Source organism: Streptomyces sp. NPDC036764 (assembly GCF_055609385.1).
This window is the reverse complement of the sequence record NZ_JBVJPT010000001.1, coordinates 657491-674991: the sequence shown is the minus strand read 5'-3', so window position 1 is coordinate 674991 and position 17501 is coordinate 657491. Positions and strand designations below refer to the sequence as shown.

The window sequence follows — 17501 nt, the reverse complement described above, 5'->3', positions numbered from 1 at the left end:
GCGGCGTTCCCTTACTCAGGCGCTCGGGGCGGGTCGTGCTAGATGCTCCTCAGAGCGTTCTCGAGGATCGCGGCGCCTTCCTCGGCCTCCGCGACGGTGAGGGACAGGGGCGGGGCGACGCGCAGGGCGCTGGTGTTGTGGCCGCCGCCCTTGCCGAGGAGCAGGCCGCCCTCGCGGGCCGCCTCCAGCACGGCGGACGCGGCGGCGGGGTCGGCCTCGTCGGTGCCGGGCCTGGTGAGCTCGATGCCCAGCATGAGGCCGCGGCCGCGCACCTCCCGGACGTTCGGCACCTGCGCGGCGACGGCCCGCAGCCGCTCCAGGAGCAGCCCGCCGACCCGCCGGGCATTGCCCTGGAGGTCGTGTTCCAGCAGGTAGGAGAGGTTGGCGAGGCCGGCCGCCATGGTGATCTGGGTGCCGCCGAAGGTCGAGATGCTGTTGGAGTCGAGGCAGTTCATGATCTCGGCGCGGGCGACGACGCCGCCGATGGACATGCCGTTGCCGATGCCCTTGGCGAAGGTCAGTATGTCCGGCGGGCCGGAGCGCGCGTGCGCCTGCCAGCCCCAGAAGTGGTCGCCGGTGCGGCCCCAGCCGGTCTGCACCTCGTCGGCAATCCACAGGATGCCGCGCTCGGCGAGCACCTCGCGGAAGGCGGCGTACAGCCCGTCGGGGCCCGAGGTGAAGCCGCCGACGCCCTGGATCGGCTCGGCGATGAGGGCGGCGGGCGGGCGGGTGTGGCCGAGGAGGTCCTTCAGGTCGTCGACGCAGGCGGCGATGAAGTCGTCGTCGGAGAGGTGGGCGTAGGGGCCGCGGGTGCGGACGCCGCCGTGGACGTACAGCGTCTGGAGCGGCGACAGCGAGGTGGGCGACCAGCCTCGGTTGCCGGTGATGCCGACCGCGCTGAAGGAGCGGCCGTGGTAGCTGTTGCGCATCGCGAGGACGGTGTTGCTCTGCCGGTGGGTCGTCGCGAGCATCAGCGCGGTGTCGTTGGCCTCGGTGCCGGAGGTGGTGAAGAAGACGCGGGCGTCCGGGATGCCGCTCAAGTGGGCGATGCGCTCGGCGAGTTCGACCATGGGCCGGTTGAGGTACAGGGTGGAGGAGTGGATGATCCGCCCGGCCTGCTCGCTCACCGCCTTGGTGATCTCGGGCAGTGCGTGCGCGGTCATCGTGGTGAGGATGCCGCCGAAGAAGTCGAGGTAGCGGTTGCCCGCGGCGTCCCAGACGTGGCGGCCCTCGCCGTGGGTGATCTCCAGCGGCTCCTCGTAATACAGGGCGAGCCAGTCCGGCATGACGGCTCGGTGGCGTCCCAGCAGGTCCTTGGTCACGGCTGCACCAGTCCTTCATAGGCGTCGGGGCGGCGGTCGCGGTAGAAGGCCCACTGCTGCCGCACCTCGTCGATCAGGTCGAAGTCGAGGTCGCGCACGACGAGCTCCTCGCTCTTGTCGCTGGCGATCTCCCCGACAACCTGCCCACGCGGGTTGACGAAATAGCTCGTCCCGTAGAAGTCGTTGTCGCCGTACGGCTCCTGCCCCACCCGGTTGATCGCGGCCACGAAGTACTCGTTGGCGACGGCCGCCGCGGGCTGTTCGAGCTGCCACAGGTAGGCGGACAGCCCGCGCGAGGTGGCCGACGGGTTGTAGACCAACTGAGCGCCGTTCAGACCGAGTTGCCGCCAGCCTTCCGGGAAGTGGCGGTCGTAGCAGATGTAGACGCCCACCTTCCCGACCGCGGTGTCGAAGACCGGCCAGCCGATGTTGCCGGGCTTGAAGTAGTACTTCTCCCAGAAGCCCTTGACCTGCGGGATGTGGTGCTTGCGGTACTTGCCGAGGAAGGTGCCGTCGGAGTCGATGACCGCGGCGGTGTTGTAGTAGAAGCCGGACTGCTCGACCTCGAAGACGGGCACGACGATCACCATGCCGGTCTCGCGGGCCAGCTCCTGCATACGACGTGTGGTGGGCCCGTCGGGGACCGGCTCGGCCCAGCGGTAGTGCTCGGGGTCCTGGACCTGACAGAAGTAGGGAGCGTTGAAGACTTCCTGGAAGCCGATGATCCTGGCGCCCTGCCGGGCCGCCTCGCGTGCGTGCTCCTCGTGTTTCGCCACCATGGACTCGGTGTCGCCGGTCCAGGTGGCCTGGACCAGAGCGGCGCGTACGACGTTGGCCATGAGCTGCTCCTTCGACGGGACGTCAGAGCCTCTACGCCCGTAGAGGGGGCCGTAGAGGCTTGAAAGTAAGCCCCTGGGACAGCCTTGCCAAGACCATCGCCGTTAACCCGCTGAGTCGATCAGGTTTCACCCTCCTGTGGGTGATGGATGGGGCCGGTGGGAGGGGTGTGGCGGGTGATGCGAGCTCGGGTCACGCGGTGAAACCCGCGACCCGCAGGGCGTGGACGAGGTCCCACTGGCACTCGTCGGAGACACCCTGGGCGGCCTCCAGCAGGAGCGGCACGAGCGCCCTCGGGTCCGTCTCGACACTGCGGGCGGCCTCCTCCGGGGTACGCACGCGGACGTACGCGTCGAGGAGGGCGCGGACCTCGCGGCGGCGTCCGGCGCCGACCAGCCCCAGCACGGCCTGCCCGATCTCCTGTGCCGGCCGCAGCACGCCCTGCCGCAGGATCTGCTCCCCGTCCTCGGCACGCCCGGCAGCGGTCAGCGCGTCGGCTGCTGCGACGAGCCGCTCGGCCGGCAGCGAGGCGGCCTCCCACAGCAGGGTCGCCCAGTCCGCCCCGAGCCCGGCGCGCTGCATCTCGGCGGCGAGCAGCGGGAGGCGTACGGCGGGCCAGTGCGCGGCCTCGACGAGCAGCACATGCGCCTCACCGCTGCGCCCCTCACCCCGCAACCGCACCAGCGCCTGCACGATCCCGGCGACCTCCTGCCGGTCCGCCGGGCCGACCCCCTGCGCCTGCGCCGGGGTCACGGCCACCTCCTCGGCGGCGGCCCCGGCGAACCGGGCCCCGCGCGGTGTACGGCGGCCGGTGGCGGCGGTCTGGGCGGGCAGCGTGGGCAGGACGGGCTCGGCGGTCGGCGGTACGAGGGCGGGGGCGACCTCCTCCTCGACCATCCCGGCGAACCGGGCACCGCCCCGGCGGCGTTTGCGCTGTTTGGGGACGGGGGCGGCGTCGGTGCCCGACGGGTCCGGGGCTGCGCCCGCTTCGCCCGGCGGCACGGGGGCGGGCGTGTGCCCCGCGTCCGGCCGATCGGTCACCCCGGCGTCGCCTTCCGCGCCGTACGGGCCCACGAGATCTTCGGTCTCCGCAGCACGCGAGTGCCACTCCCCCGCATCCGCGACCGAGCCACCGACCGCACGCCCCTCGTATCCCGGCCGCCCGCCGCGGAAACGACCCCCTTCGGACCCGTCACCACGGGCACGGCCGTCGCCGAACCCGTCACCACGGGCACGGCCGTCGCCGAACCCGTCACCACGGAACCGGCCCCCGCCGAACCCGCCGCCCCCGAGATCCTCGCCGCCGAAACTCTCGGCCCCGTCCCCGTCACCCCCGAACCCGTCATCGACGTGGAAAGCGGCCCCCTCCTCCATCCGATCCCGTCGTATCGCCTGCCCCCGTGCGCTCGTGGCCCGGTGATCCAAGTCGGCCATCCGGAAGCGGAGTTCGGCGCATCGTGCGGTGGCGCGTTCGTGGTCGTCGCGGGCCCAGGCGAGGTCGAGGCGGATGGCGTCGGCTTGCTCACGGCCGGTGGCGGAGGCGAGCAACCGGCTCAGTTCCGTCTGCCGTTCGGCGGCGTAGCGCTGTTCGCGGAGCATGACGTCGAGGCGGTCCCCGAGGGCGTCGCGCCCGCCGGGCCGGGCGTCGTACGCGGCGAGAGCGGCCGTGTGCAGGGCGCGGGCGCGTTCCGTCTCGGGGCCGGCGCCGCCCGGGCCGTACTGGGCGGCGAGGTCCTGCAGCAGGGACTCCACCACGTCCCAGGGCGGCACCTCACGTCCGTCGAGGCAGGCCCGCATGCCCTCCGGGTCACGCTGCCAGAACACCCCGCACCAGCCGCCGCCCTGATCCAGGCGCGCCGTGAGGCCGTCCAGGTAGTTCACGAACTCCCGCATCCGAGCCGGGAGTTGATCCACTGACATCGCCCAACTCCCGCCAGACCGGAGCACTCCGGTCCGTTAGGCAACACCAGCCGTGTTTCGAACGTGCTACGGGGAGTTTTCCGGCTGAACGCAGAGTACGCCGCCCCTACCGGAACGTGACGTGCACACCTTTCAGGCGGCGGCCTCGGCTACCGGCGCACACTGCCCGACCAGTTCGTCCATCGACAACCCGAGGGCCGCCGCCAGGGCGGCCACCGTGAAGAAGGCCGGCGTCGGCGCCCGGCCGGTCTCGATCTTGCGCAGCGTCTCGGCGGAGATCCCGGCGCTCGCCGCGACCTGCGTCATGCTGCGGCCACCGCGGGCCTCGCGGAGCAGCAGACCGAGCCGTTCGCCGCGTTCACGCTCTTCGGGGGTGAGAGGGGTGCGCACCATGGCGCCCATTCTAATACCGCCCCGGACCGGCCACCCCGAGCAATCCCCATTCAAATACCGGTATAGTAATTGGCATGGTGGAACTGAAGACGGACAAGTCGATCGATGAGATGTACGAGACCGGACAGGTCGTCGGCCTGGCTCTCACGGCCGTACGCAAGGCCGCCGACGTGGGGGTTTCCCTGCTGGAGCTGGACGAGGTGGCGCGCGAGGTGCTGCGCGGCGCAGGGGCGACCTCGCCCTTCCTCGGTTACCGTCCCTCCTTCGCCCCCACCCCCTTCCCCGCCGTCATCTGCACCTCGGTGAACGACGCGATCGTGCACGGCATCCCGACCGGCTACCGCCTGCGCGACGGCGATCTGGTCTCCATCGACTGCGGCGCCGAACTGGGCGGCTGGGCCGGCGACTCGGCGATCAGCTTCACCGTCGGCAGGGCCCGCCCGGCGGACGTACGGCTGATCGAGACGGCGGAGCGGGCGCTGGCGGCGGGCATCGAGGCGGCCGTGGTCGGCAATCGCATCGGCGACATCGCCCACGCCATCGGCTCGGTGTGCCGGACGGCCGGGTACGGCGTGCCGGACGGGTTCGGCGGCCACGGCATCGGCCGCAAGATGCACGAGGACCCGGGGGTGCCGAACGAGGGCCCCCCGGGCCGGGGCATGCCGCTGCAGCACGGGATGGTGCTGGCCATCGAGCCGATGCTCATCGCGAGCGGCAAGGACGGCTACCACGCGGCCCCGGACGGCTGGACCCTGTGCACGAACGACGGCTCCCGCGCGGCCCACGCGGAGCACACGGTGGCCATCACCGAGGCGGGACCGCGCATTCTCACGGCCCGCGAAACCCTCTGACGACCCCGTCCGCCGAGCGTCGGAACTGCCGGACGTGGGGTGCGCCGAGGGGCGCGTAGTGCGCCCCGGCGGCTCCCACCCCGGGTTTCGGGCACGGCGGACACAACCACTGACAAGGCGCACCTGGAAACGATTCTTCGCACGTGTACACGGCGAGCCATCGGCGGCCGCGACACCCTCACACCCGGGGCGCGCGCCCCGTCGCCGGACCAGAGTCGCCAACCTTCTCGTATGTTCATACTTTCGCGCCGCGTCTTGCCGCGCCCTCACATTCCGCAGCTAGCTGTGTGCTGCGCCCAACCCGACGTGGGGCTTGGGCCACGACTCAGTGAGGAGTAGTCATGAAGAAGGCATACGAAGCGCCGACGCTCATCCGGCTCGGAACGTTCCGCAAGGAGACGGGGCTCCTGGGACGCCACGGCAACGACCGTCTGATCCTGAGCAAGAACTGACGGGCGACGGCACTGACCCGACGTCATGACTGAACTGCACGCAAGTGCGGGGACGGGCCTCGGCGACGCGGACTTCACGGTCTTCCCGGACCGTGCGGACGCGGACGCCGTGGCCCGGTCCTTCGCCCGGCCCGGCTGCCGCACCCTCACCCACGCGTCGGGCCGGCCCTGGCTGGTCGGCCACTGGGGCGACGACGAGGTCGTCACGGCGAGTGCCGGTGACACGGCCCTCGCCGTCATCGGCTGCTGCCCGGTCGAGGCCGGCGAGCTGCGCCGCACGGCCGCACGGCTGAGGGACCTCGCGGAACTCGACGCGGTCGCCCGCTCGCTCCCCGGCAGCTTCCATCTCGTCGCCGCGCTCGGCGGACGGCTCCGGGTGCAGGGCACCGCCTCCGGCCTGCGGCTGGTCTTCCACGCGGAGATCGACGGCGTACGGGTCACCGCCACCCGCGCCGACACCCTCGCCGCCGCTCTCGGCCTCGACCCCGATCCGCAGGAACTGGCCGTCCGGCTGCTGTGGCCCGCCCCGTACCCCCTGTTCGAGACCTCCCTGTGGCGCCCGGTCACCGCCGTGCTCCCGCAGGACGCCGTGCTCGTCGCCACCGACGGGCGCTCCGCACGGCACACCCGCTGGTGGACCCCGCCGGAGCCGGTCCGGCCCCTCGCCGAGGCGGCGCCGCTGATCCGGACGGCACTGGAGGAGGCCGTCGACGCGCGGACCCGGCAGGGCGGCGTGGTTAGCTGCGACCTGTCCGGCGGGCTGGACTCCACGTCCGTCTGCTTCCTCGCCGACCGGTCCCCCGCCCGCGTGGTGGCCGGCACGTGGCCGGGACGAGATCCGGCGGACTCCGATCTGCACTGGGCCGAGCTGGCCGCGGGGCACCTCCCGGACGTCGAGCACGTCATCTGGGACGCGGACGCCTCACCGCTGGTCTACGAGGACCTCCTCGGCATCGACGACCTCCTCGACGAGCCCACCATCGGCGTCATGGACCGCTCCCGGGTCCTGCACCACCTGCCGGCCCTCGCCGCCCGCGGCAGCCGGGTGCATCTGACCGGCATCGGCGGCGACCACGTGGCCTGGTGCTCCGAGGCCTACTACCACCGGCTGCTGCGCACCCGGCCGCTGTTCGCCGTACGGCAGATGCGCGGGTTCCGGGCCCTGTGGGACTGGCCGCTCGCCGGCACCGTCCGCGCCCTGGCGGACTCCAGGACGTACGGCAGGTGGCTCGCCGACGCGGCCGGACGGCTGCGCGATCCGTCCCCCTCCTCCGTGGCCACCGGGCTCGGCTGGGGCATGGCACCGCGGCTGTTCGGCTGGGCGACCACCGACACCGAGCGGCTGGCGCGGCAGGCGCTGCTCGACGCCGCGCCGACGGCAGCACCGCTGCATCCGGACCGGGGGATGCACGCGGACCTGGAGCAGATCCGCTCGACCACGCGCATCATCCGCCAGTGGGACCGGATGGCGGCCCGCGCCGGTCTGCCGATGGCCCACCCCTTCCTCGACGACCGCGTCATCGAGGCGTGTCTCGCCGTACGCCCCGCCGAGCGCGTCACTCCGTGGGCGTACAAGCCGGTGCTGACCGCCGCGATGCGCGGCCTGGTGCCCGAGGCGTGCCTGCGGCGCACCACCAAGGCCACGGCCGCCATGGACGCCGCCGACGGACTGCGGGATCACCGCGCCGACCTGCTGGCGCTGTGGGCGGACTCCCGGCTGGCCCGGCTCGGTCTGGTGGACGGCGCCGAGCTGCGCCGCCTCGCCCGGAGGCCCACCTCTCCGGGACTGTCCGACGCCATCCTCTACTCCACGATCGCCGCCGAGGTGTGGCTGCGGGGGCTGTCCCGCACCCGCGCCCGCACTCCCTGAGAACCCGCACCGCATCAGAAAGGCGAGCGCATGCCCTTGCGGTTCGACGCACACGTCTCCACCGCCGAGACCGACTACGGCACCGTCCTGCTGGACGAACGGGCCGGTACCTACTGGGAGTTGAACCCGACCGCCACCCTCGTGGTCCGCACCCTGCTCGACGGCGGCGAGGAGACCGACGCGACCGCCGCCCTGGTCCGCGAATTCGACATCGACCGGGCGCAGGCCCAGCGGGACGTCGAGGCACTCGTCGGGCACCTGCGTGAGGCGGGCCTGGCCTCATGACGACACCCAGCGCGCTGGAACGCCCCACCGGCGTGCCCCTGGGCCGTCGCCTGGCCGCCCGCCTCGTCCTGCTGCCCGCCGTCGCGCTCGCCCTGCTGCCGCCCCGCCGCATGCGCGCCGTCCTCGGTGTCCTGCGCCGTGGTGCCGCACCCGCCACCACCGCGCAGGCCCAGCGGGCGAGGGACGCGATGTGCGCCGTCAGCCTGCGCTGCACCGGGCCCAAAGGCTGTCTGCCGCGTTCCCTGGGCGCCGCGCTGCTGTGCCGGCTCCGGGGAACGTGGCCGACGTGGTGCGCCGGGGTCCGTGTCGTCCCGCCCTTCACCGCGCACGCCTGGATCGAGGCCGAGGGCCGGCCCGTCGGCGAGGACGTACCCGACGGCTACTTCGCCCGGCTGATCGCCGTCGAGCCGGCCGAGCGATGAGCGAGGGCACGGCGGCAGATGCCGGGGCGGCGGGCGGCACCGCGGTCGTGGACGACGGGCAGGAAGAGCCCCCTGACGAGGACAGGTCGACCCGCGCGGCCGTGGCTACGCTGTACCGGCTCACAGCCGGGCACCGGACAGCCGTCGCCGTCGCCACAGCGCTGACGCTGGCCGGCTCCGCCCTGGGGCTGGCCCAGCCGCTGGTAGCCCGGCAGGCGGTGGACGCGAGCGGCCGCGGACAGCTCGTCTGGCCGCTGCTGGCGCTCCTCGGCGCACTGTTCCTCGTGGAGGCCGCGATCGGGTCGGCGGGACGCTTCCTGCTGGAGCGGATCGGCGAGGGCGTCGTGCGCGGACTCCGCACGGGCCTGGTGGGACGTCTGCTCCGCCTGGAGATGCGCGCATACGACCGCCACCGCAGCGGCGACCTCATCTCCCGGGTCACCTCCGACACCACCGTCCTGCGCGAGGTCGTCTCGCAGGCCCTCGTCGACCTGGTGACCGGATGCCTCGTCGCCGTCGGGGCGCTGATCCTGATGGCGTGGCTCGACCCGCTGCTGCTGCTTCTGGTCGCTCTCACCGTGGCCGTCGCCACCGCCGTCGTCAGCTCACTGCTCCAGGGCATCCGCAGGGCCTCCGAGCGCATGCAGGACTCGGTCGGTGCCGTCGCCGCGGATCTGGAACGGGCCCTGGGCGCCCTGCCCATGGTCCGGGTGCACCGCGCCGAGGAACGCGAGGCGGCCCGGATCGGGGCCCGGGTCGACGAGGCGTACGACGCGGGGGTACGCACCGCGAAGCTCGCGTCCGTCATGAGCCCCGCCGTCGAACTCGCGGTCCAGGGCTCCTTCCTCGTCGTCCTGGTCGTCGGGGGCCTGCGCGTCGGCGGTCACGCCGGCTCCCTCGGCGACCTCGTCGCGTTCCTGCTGTACGCCTCGTACCTCGTCCTGCCGCTGTCCTCCGTGTTCCACGCGGTGAGCCTGGTCCAGCGCGGCATGGGCGCCCACCGGCGCGTCGACCAGGCGCTGCGGCTACCCGTGGAGCGCACGGGGCCGTCGGTCGCGCGGTCCCGGCCCGTGCCGTCCGCCCCCGCCGACCGGCCCGCGCTCGCGCTGCACGACGTCCGCTTCGGCTACGACCCGGGCCGACCAGTGCTGTCCGGCGTCTCCTTCGCCGTCCCCCACCGCCGGCACGTCGCCCTCGTGGGCCCCTCGGGAGCCGGCAAGAGCACCGTCTTCGCGCTGGTGGCGGGATTCTACGAACCGGACGCGGGAGCCATACTGTTCGACGGCCGGCCCGCCGCGGAGCTCGGCCGTGACGCCTGCCGCCGACGCATCGCCATGGTCGACCAGAACGCCCATGTCGTACACGGCACCCTGCGGGAGAACGTCACCTACGCCGTGCCCGGTGCCCCGGAGGCGGAGATCCGACGGGTCCTCTCACTGGCCCGGCTGGAGGAACTCGTCGACCGGCTGCCCGACGGTCTGGACACCGTCATCGGAGAACGCGGCAACACCCTCTCGGGCGGCGAACGTCAACGCGTCGCCCTCGCCCGGGCCTTGCTCGCCCGCCCCGCGCTGCTGCTCCTGGACGAGCCCACCTCCCACCTCGACGCGATCAACGAGGCTGCGCTGACCACGGTGCTGAAGGACGTCGCCCAGGAATGCGCCCTGCTGGTCATCGCCCACCGCCTGTCCACCGTGCAGCACGCCGACCGCATCGTCGTGCTCGACCGGGGCCGCAGCACCGCGTGCGGAAGCCACGAGGACCTGCTGGCCCGCGATCCCCTCTACCGCCACCTGGCCACGAGCCAGATGCTGCGCCCCGGCGGCGGGCCGTCCGCGGACCACGGCGGCCGTCGGGCGATCGGCTGAGGCGATCCTGCACATGCCTCCTGAGCCAGAACGTGCCATCGTGGCATGAGCGAGCCCGAACCGGGTTACCCGACTCCGGCACGTCGATCAGCGAGGGCGACCCTGCCCGCGCAGGGAAGCCGGATGGGAACGCCATGAGCAGCGGCTTCAGTGGTCCCGAGGACTACGACCCCTTCGGAGAATTCCTCGCCCGCTTCTTCGGCGGACCGCGCCCCGGCCCGCGGCAGATCGACATCGGCCGACTGCTCAGTCAGCCGGCCCGGGAGCTGGTGCGCGGCGCCGCGCAATACGCCGCCGAGCACGGCAGCCGGGACCTCGACACCCAGCATCTGCTGCGCGCCGCGCTGTCCGCGGAGCCGACCCGGAGCCTGCTCACCCGGGCGGGCGCGGACCCGGACTCGCTGGCGACGGAGATCGACGAGCGTTCGGGCCCGATCCAGCACTCGCCGAGCGAAGCCCCGCCGCCGACCTCGCTGTCGCTGACCCCGGCCGCCAAACGCGCACTGCTGGACGCGCACGACCTGGCCAGGGCGCGGGGAGCCGGTTACATCGGCCCGGAGCACGTGCTCAGCGCCCTCGCCGCGAACCCCGACTCGGCGGCCGGGCACATCCTGAACGCGGCCCGGTTCGGCCCCACCGGCATGCCGCCCGAGGCACCGGACGCGACGCAGTCCCGCCCCGGCGTCGACCAGCGGCCACGCGTCGACTCCGGTACGCCCACCCTCGACAAGTACGGCCGCGACCTCACCGACCTCGCCCGCCAGGGCCGTATCGACCCGGTGATCGGCCGGGACGAGGAGATCGAGCAGACCGTCGAGGTGCTCTCCCGGCGCGGCAAGAACAACCCGGTGCTGATCGGCGACGCGGGGGTGGGCAAGACCGCGATCGTGGAGGGCCTGGCCCAGCGGATCACCGACGGCGATGTGCCGGACGTTCTCGGCGGCCGCCGGGTGATCGCGCTGGACCTGACCGGGGTGGTCGCGGGCACCCGCTACCGGGGGGACTTCGAGGAGCGGCTCACCAACATCGTGGACGAGATCCGGGCGAACTCCGACCGACTGATCGTCTTCATCGACGAGTTGCACACCGTCGTGGGCGCCGGAGGCGGCGGCGAGGGCGGGTCCATGGACGCCGGGAACATCCTCAAGCCGGCGCTGGCCCGCGGCGAACTGCACGTCGTCGGCGCGACCACGCTGGAGGAGTACCGGCGCATCGAGAAGGACGCGGCGCTCTCCCGCCGCTTCCAGCCGATCCTGGTCCCCGAGCCGAGCACCACCGACGCCATCGAGATCCTGCGCGGCCTGCGCGACCGCTACGAGGCCCACCACCAGGTCCGCTACAGCGACGAGGCGCTCGTCGCCGCCGTGGAGCTGTCCGACCGCTATCTCACCGACCGCCGGCTGCCGGACAAGGCCATCGACCTGATCGACCAGGCGGGCGCCCGGGTACGGCTGCGCGCGCGGACCAAGGGCACGGACGTACGGGCCATGGAGCGCGAGGTCGAGCAGCTCACCCGGGACAAGGACCAGGCCGCCGCCGACGAGAGCTATGAGCAGGCGACGCAACTGCGTGACCGTATCGCCGAGTTGAAGAAGCGCATCGCGGACGCCTCCGGTGACGAGGAGATCGACGAGGGCATGCACCTGGAGGTCACCGCGGAGGCCATCGCCGAGGTGGTGTCCCGGCAGACCGGCATCCCGGTGAGCAGCCTCACCGAGGAGGAGAAGGACCGGCTGCTCGGCCTGGAGGAGCATCTGCACCAGCGGGTCGTCGGACAGGACGAGGCGGTGCGCGTGGTCTCCGACGCGGTGCTGCGCTCACGGGCCGGGCTGGCCAGCCCCGACCGGCCGATCGGCAGCTTCCTCTTCCTCGGCCCGACCGGTGTCGGCAAGACCGAGCTGGCGCGGGCGCTGGCCGAGTCGCTGTTCGGCAGCGAGGAGCGGATGGTCCGCCTGGACATGAGCGAGTACCAGGAACGGCACACCGTCAGCCGGTTGATCGGCGCCCCGCCCGGCTACGTGGGCCACGAGGAGGCCGGCCAGCTCACCGAGGTGGTGCGGCGGCACCCGTACTCGCTGCTGCTGCTCGACGAGATCGAGAAGGCGCATCCGGACGTCTTCAACATCCTGCTCCAGGTGCTGGACGACGGCCGGCTGACCGACTCCCAGGGCCGAACGGTCGACTTCACCAACGCGGTCATCGTGATGACCAGCAACCTCGGCTCGGAGGCGATCGGCCGGGGCGGTGCCGGGATCGGGTTCGGTTCGGGCGACGAGGCGGCCGAGGAGGAGGCGCGCAGCGAGCGGATCCTGCGGCCGCTGCGCCAGCAGTTCCGGCCCGAGTTCCTCAACCGCATCGACGAGATCGTCGTCTTCCGCCGGCTGACCCCCGACCAGTTGGAGCGGATCACCAACCTGCTGCTGGACCGGACCCGCCGGCTGCTGCACGCCCAGGGCGTCGCGGTCGAGTTCACGGGTGCCGCGGTCGACTGGCTCTCCGACCGCGGCTACCAGCCGGAGTACGGTGCCCGTCCGCTGCGCCGCACCATCCAGAAGGAGGTCGACAACCAGCTTTCCCGGCTGCTCCTGGACGGCCGGATCGGCGAGGGCGGCCGGGTCACGGTGGACGTGGCGGACGGGCAGCTCGCCTTCCGCACGGAAGACCTGCCACCCGCCCCCGAGTTGTGAGACCGGCCGGACGCGCTGCTACGGCGCCGGCCGCACCACCATCGCCGAGCCGCCGCCGCGCCGTACCTTCTCCGCGGCGGCGAGCCACTTGCCGTCCGGCAGCCGCTGTACGCCGGTGGCCGCGCCGATCTCCGGGTTGAGCCGGAAGCCGTGCCCGATGGCCTCGAGCTTCGCCCGCAACGGGCCGTTGTACAGGCCGGGTTCGAGCTCGGTCGTCGCCTGGTTGCGCTGGCTGGCGCGCGGCGCGGCGATCGCGTCGACCAGCGGCAGCCCCCGGTCGAGGAACCCGGTCAGGGTCTGCAGCACGGTGGTGATGATGGTGGCACCGCCGGGCGAACCGAGCGCCACCACGGGCTTGTCGTGCCGGTCCAGGACGATCGTCGGCGACATGGACGAGCGCGGGCGCTTGCCCGGGCCCGGCAGGTTCGGGTCGTGGACGGCCGGGCTGGCCGGAGTGAAGGAGAAGTCCGTCAGCTCGTTGTTGAGCAGGAAGCCCCGGCCCGGGACGGTGATGCCGCTGCCGCCGGTCTGCTCGATGGTGAGGGTGTACGAGACGACGTTGCCCCACTTGTCGGCCACGGTGAGATGGGTGGTGCTGTCGCCCTCGTAGGTGGTCGGGGCGGCCGTGCCGCGCGCGTCGCAGGCCGCCGGGTCACGCGGGTCGCCCGGCGCCACCGGGCTCGTCAGCACGGCGTCGTCCTTGATCAGGCACGCCCGCGAGTCGGCGTAGCGCTGCGACAGCAGCTCCTTGGTCGGTACGTCCTCGAAGGCGGGGTCGCCGACCCAGCGCCCTCGGTCGGCGAACGCGATGCGGCTGGCCTCGATGTAGCGGTGGAGGTACCGGACCTCGCTCGCGTTCGACAGGTCCGTGTTCTCCAGGATGTTGAGGGCCTCGCCGACGGTCGTGCCGCCGGAGGAGGAGGGTGCCATGGAGTACACGCCGAGACCGCGGTAGGAACTCTTCGTGGGCGCCTGCGACTTGACCCGGTAGGCGGCCAGGTCCGCCGCGGTCAGGTCGCCCCGGCGGGCCTTCCAGTTGGAGGCCGGGTCCACGGGCGGGTTGTCGACCGTGTCGACGATGTCGTCGGCGATGTCACCCCGGTAGAGCGCGCCGACGCCCTGGCGCGCCAGTTCCGCGTAAGTGCGGGCGAGGTCGGGGTTCTTGAAGGTGGAGCCGACGACCGGCAGCGCGCCGCCCGGCAGGAACAGCTTCGCGGTGTCCGGGAAGTAGCGGAACCGGGTCTCGTTGGCGGCGGTCTGCGCGCGGAAGGTGTCGTCGACCCGGAAGCCGTCACGGGCGAGGCGCTCGGCGGGCTTGAGCACCGACCCGAGGCTCTTGCTCCCCCACTTGTCGAGCGCCTTCTGCCAGGTGGCGGGCGTACCGGGGGTGCCGACGCTGAGGCCGCTGCTGACGGCCTCGGCGAACGGGATCGCGGCGCCGTTCTCCGTGAACAGGCCCGAGTCGGCGCTCAGCGGCGCCGTCTCCCGGCCGTCGAGGGTGCGCACGGTCCGGGACCGGGCGTCGTAGTAGACGAAGTAACCGCCTCCGCCGACGCCGGCGGAGTAGGGCTCGGTGACGCCGAGTGCGGCGGCCGTGGCGACGGCCGCGTCGACGGCGTTGCCGCCCCTGCGCAGGACCTCGATGCCGGCCGCGGAGGCGTCCGCGTCGACGCTCGACACGGCTCCGCCGTAGCCGACGGCCACGGGGACCTTCTCGACTGCGTGGGTGCCGGGGCCGGGCGGCGCCGCCGCTCCCACGGACACCACAGTGGCCGAGATCGCCAGGACCGACAGTTTCCGCGCGACAGGGCGACGCATTCGCACCTCCAGTCAGGGACCGTCCGCGCAGCCTATTCGATCGGCATGCCCGCGTCAGCCCGCCCTCGGCCGGCTTTCCTCGAACGTGGGTTTGCGTTCGCCCGCTACCATGCGCGCCCATGAATGACGACGTACGCAACATCGTCCTGGGCGTGGTCGCGGCCGGCATCAGCGCCACGCTCGGCTGGCTCGCCCGCACCTATCTGTGGAAGCGCAGGCTGCGCCGCAAGCAGGCCTTCTTCGGGCTGCCCGACAACGCCGAGTCCTTGCTGGTGGTCAACCGCGGGGCCGGCGGACCCGAGTTGACGGTGATGCGGTACGACGTGTTCGCGCTGCTCGAACTGGCCGCCCTGATCAAGGACTGCAACGCCCATGCCCAGATAATCCCGCATGACGCGGCCCGCCAGGGCTTCGGCGAGCGCACCGAGTTCTGCGTCGGCGGCCCGGCGTCGAACCGGCGCATGGCGGCGCACCTGGCCTCGCTCCTGCCGGGTGTACTGGTGAACGTGGACTCCGAACCCGGCCCGGACCGGGGAGCGTTCCAGATCGGCTCCGAGCGCTACCGGGTGGAGGTCGGCAAGGAGGAGTACGCGCTCCTCGCCCGGCTCACCGTCGGTGAGAGCCAGGGCCCGCGCCCCGTCTTCCTGTTCTGCGGACAGACCGCCATCACCAACCAGGCGGCCACCCGCTATCTCGCCCGCAACCACGAGCGGTTGACCCGCAAGCACGGCAACGGCTCCTTCGCCCTGCTGCTGAAGGTGGTCAACTCGCAGGCGTACGGCCCGGATGTGGTGGAGCTGGTCGCCGATGTCACACGCGCCGCGCAGACGCCCTTGCCGACACCCGCGGCTCCCCGCAACAGCCACCGTGCCTCCTGAGGTCCGCCACATTCCACTAATCGTTACTGGCACGTAACTTACCGACGGGTTACTTACGGTAAGAGGCCGCGGTTACCGTCGGGTCACTTTGCACTGACACGAGTGAGGAGTGACCCATGGTCCAAAGGGGCGCGAAGCGCCTTCGAATAGGGTGGCGGTGGGAGACGGGTGGGCACCATCGCAAGGCCCTGCGTACGACCGCCGTGGGCGCCGTTTCCGCGACCCTGGTCGCCGGTAGCGCCCTCGGGCTCGCCCCCGCGGCCCAAGCGGCCCCGAACAGCGTCCGTTTCGTCGACATCAGCGGCGACGGCGGCACCAACCTGAAGGCGAACGTCGTCACTCCGGCCGGCGCCGACGGCACGCACCGCTACCCGCTGCTCGTCATGCCCACGAGCTGGGGCCTGCCCCAGGTCGAGTACTTCGCACAGGCCCAGAAGCTCGCGAACTCGGGCTACGTCGTCGTCAGTTACAACGTGCGCGGCTTCTGGCAGTCGGGCGGCGAGATAGAAGTGGCCGGGCCGCCCGACATAGCCGACGCCTCCAAGGTCATCGACTGGGCGCTCGCCAACACCCCGGCCGACGCACGGCAGATCGGCATGGCGGGCGTCTCCTACGGCGCCGGCATCAGCCTGCTGGCCGCCGCGCACGACAAGCGGGTCCGGGCGGTCGCCGCCCTCAGCGGCTGGGCCGACCTCATCGGCTCGATCTACGGGGGCCGCACCCAGCACGTCCAGGCCGCCGCGCTGCTCGACGGCGCGGGCCTGGTCGCCGGCCGCCAGAGCGCCGAGATCCGGCAGATCTTCGACGACTTCTACGCCTCCAACCTGTCCCACGAACAGGACATCATCAACTGGGGGAAGAAACGTTCGGTCGCCACATACGTGGACCAGCTCAACGACAGCGGCGCCGCGGTCATGATGGCCAACGCCTGGGGAGACACGGTCTTCCCGCCCAACCAGTACGCGGACTTCTACGAGAAGCTCACCGGCCCCAAGCGGCTGGAGTTCCGCCCCGGCGACCACGCCACCGCCGAGCTGACCGGGCTGTTCGGCCTGCCCAACGACGTGTGGACGGACACCGAGCGCTGGTTCGACCACTACCTCAAGGGCGAGGACAACGGCATCAACCGCGAGCTGCCGGTCCAGCTCAAGTCCCGGGCCGGCGGCGGCTACGAGGGCTACTCCGACTGGAAGTCGGTCGGCGCGACCGACAAGAAGATCTCCCTGGCGGGCACGACGACGATCCACGCGAACGTCGACTCGGGAGCCAACGGCGGGGTCGTCTTCCTGTCCAGCATCCTCGACCAGGTGGCCCAGCTCCCCCCGATGGCCTCGATACCGCTGCTGCCCCGCCGCTGGGCGGCCGTGTGGCAGTCGGAGAAGTACTCGACTGCCCAACGTGTGCGCGGGACCTCGAAGTTGCACACCACCGTCACTCCGACCAAGGAGAGCGGCACCCTCGTCGCCTATCTGTACGACGTGGGCCCGCTCGGCCTCGGCAAGCTGGTCAGCAACGCGCCGTACACCTTCCACGGACAGACGCCCGGACAGCCGTTCGGTCTCGACCTGGAGCTGTACTCCACGTCCTACGACGTCCCGGCAGGGCACCGCCTCGCGTTGGTCGTCGACACGGTCGACCCGCTCTACATCGAGCACAACCCGTCCGGCGCGCGGCTGACCTTCTCCTCGCCGGCGAACGACCCGTCGTACGTGTCGATTCCACTGCGCGAACAGTGATCTCCGGCCGGCGCCGGACGGGTATGGCTCTGTGACTGCTGCCCCCTGCTGCCCCTGTCCCCAGGGGCCGTGGGGGGATCCCCACCCGGCAGCAGCGTCCCTGGTCGTGGGCGGGGCCACCGCCACGACCTTGGGGACGGACGAAACATCGTAGTCGAGGTC

Annotated in this window: 14 protein-coding genes; 9 read left to right on the top strand and 5 right to left on the bottom strand. The window is 72.2% G+C overall.

The window, feature by feature from the left end; translation table 11 throughout:
* Window positions 1–38: 38 nt before the first annotated feature.
* The 4 genes from ACZ69Q_RS02875 to ACZ69Q_RS02860 form a co-directional block, all read right to left on the bottom strand.
* On the bottom strand, window positions 39–1322 hold the full coding sequence (locus tag ACZ69Q_RS02875) for an aspartate aminotransferase family protein (protein WP_471035258.1): 1284 nt from the start codon (window positions 1320–1322) through the stop codon (window positions 39–41).
* Window positions 1319–2161 (bottom strand): nitrilase-related carbon-nitrogen hydrolase, encoded by an 843-nt coding sequence (locus ACZ69Q_RS02870; RefSeq protein ID WP_471035252.1) that lies wholly within the window; start codon window positions 2159–2161, stop codon window positions 1319–1321. The genes ACZ69Q_RS02875 and ACZ69Q_RS02870 overlap by 4 nt, the downstream gene beginning before the upstream one ends.
* A 190-nt stretch (window positions 2162–2351) precedes the next feature.
* Window positions 2352–4079: a hypothetical protein gene (locus ACZ69Q_RS02865; RefSeq protein WP_471035247.1), complete on the bottom strand. Its 1728-nt coding sequence runs from the start codon at window positions 4077–4079 to the stop codon at window positions 2352–2354.
* A 132-nt stretch (window positions 4080–4211) separates the two neighbouring features.
* Complete coding sequence (locus tag ACZ69Q_RS02860; RefSeq protein WP_471035242.1) at window positions 4212–4472, bottom strand: helix-turn-helix domain-containing protein; 261 nt, start codon at window positions 4470–4472, stop codon at window positions 4212–4214.
* 74 nt (window positions 4473–4546) lie between these two features.
* Here ACZ69Q_RS02860 and map point away from each other — a divergent pair, with 74 nt between their 5' ends.
* The 7 genes from map (at window position 4547) to ACZ69Q_RS02825 (ending at window position 12907) form a co-directional block, all read left to right on the top strand.
* The gene (map, locus tag ACZ69Q_RS02855) at window positions 4547–5323 is read left to right on the top strand and encodes a type I methionyl aminopeptidase (protein ID WP_471035237.1); all 777 of its coding nucleotides are present in this window, start codon (window positions 4547–4549) and stop codon (window positions 5321–5323) included.
* Window positions 5324–5664: 341 nt separating this feature from the next.
* On the top strand, window positions 5665–5775 hold the full coding sequence (locus ACZ69Q_RS02850) for a keywimysin-related RiPP (protein WP_471035233.1): 111 nt from the start codon (window positions 5665–5667) through the stop codon (window positions 5773–5775).
* A gap of 25 nt (window positions 5776–5800) precedes the next feature.
* The gene (locus ACZ69Q_RS02845; RefSeq protein WP_471035228.1) at window positions 5801–7645 is read left to right on the top strand and encodes a lasso peptide isopeptide bond-forming cyclase; all 1845 of its coding nucleotides are present in this window, start codon (window positions 5801–5803) and stop codon (window positions 7643–7645) included.
* A 30-nt stretch (window positions 7646–7675) separates the two neighbouring features.
* Window positions 7676–7930 carry a lasso peptide biosynthesis PqqD family chaperone gene (locus ACZ69Q_RS02840; RefSeq protein ID WP_471035224.1) on the top strand — a complete coding sequence of 85 codons (255 nt, stop codon included), beginning with the start codon at window positions 7676–7678 and terminating at the stop codon, window positions 7928–7930.
* On the top strand, window positions 7927–8352 hold the full coding sequence (locus ACZ69Q_RS02835; RefSeq protein ID WP_471035222.1) for a lasso peptide biosynthesis B2 protein: 426 nt from the start codon (window positions 7927–7929) through the stop codon (window positions 8350–8352). Before ACZ69Q_RS02840 ends, ACZ69Q_RS02835 begins: the two co-directional genes overlap by 4 nt.
* Window positions 8349–10220: an ABC transporter ATP-binding protein gene (locus tag ACZ69Q_RS02830; protein WP_471035218.1), complete on the top strand. Its 1872-nt coding sequence runs from the start codon at window positions 8349–8351 to the stop codon at window positions 10218–10220. Before ACZ69Q_RS02835 ends, ACZ69Q_RS02830 begins: the two co-directional genes overlap by 4 nt.
* A 134-nt stretch (window positions 10221–10354) precedes the next feature.
* A complete protein-coding gene (locus ACZ69Q_RS02825; protein WP_471035214.1) occupies window positions 10355–12907 on the top strand; it encodes an ATP-dependent Clp protease ATP-binding subunit in 2553 nt (850 codons plus the stop codon).
* Window positions 12908–12925: 18 nt separating this feature from the next.
* On the opposite strand, the gene ggt is transcribed toward ACZ69Q_RS02825, so the two are convergent.
* Window positions 12926–14725: a gamma-glutamyltransferase gene (gene ggt, locus ACZ69Q_RS02820; RefSeq protein WP_471035208.1), complete on the bottom strand. Its 1800-nt coding sequence runs from the start codon at window positions 14723–14725 to the stop codon at window positions 12926–12928.
* Between the two features lie 119 nt (window positions 14726–14844).
* On the opposite strand from ggt, the gene ACZ69Q_RS02815 reads away from it, so the two are divergent.
* Both ACZ69Q_RS02815 and ACZ69Q_RS02810 read left to right on the top strand, forming a co-directional pair.
* Window positions 14845–15603, top strand: coding sequence for a hypothetical protein (locus ACZ69Q_RS02815; RefSeq protein ID WP_471035205.1), 759 nt, complete (start codon window positions 14845–14847; stop codon window positions 15601–15603).
* A gap of 116 nt (window positions 15604–15719) precedes the next feature.
* Window positions 15720–17339 carry a CocE/NonD family hydrolase gene (locus ACZ69Q_RS02810; RefSeq protein WP_471035201.1) on the top strand — a complete coding sequence of 540 codons (1620 nt, stop codon included), beginning with the start codon at window positions 15720–15722 and terminating at the stop codon, window positions 17337–17339.
* Window positions 17340–17501: the final 162 nt, after the last annotated feature.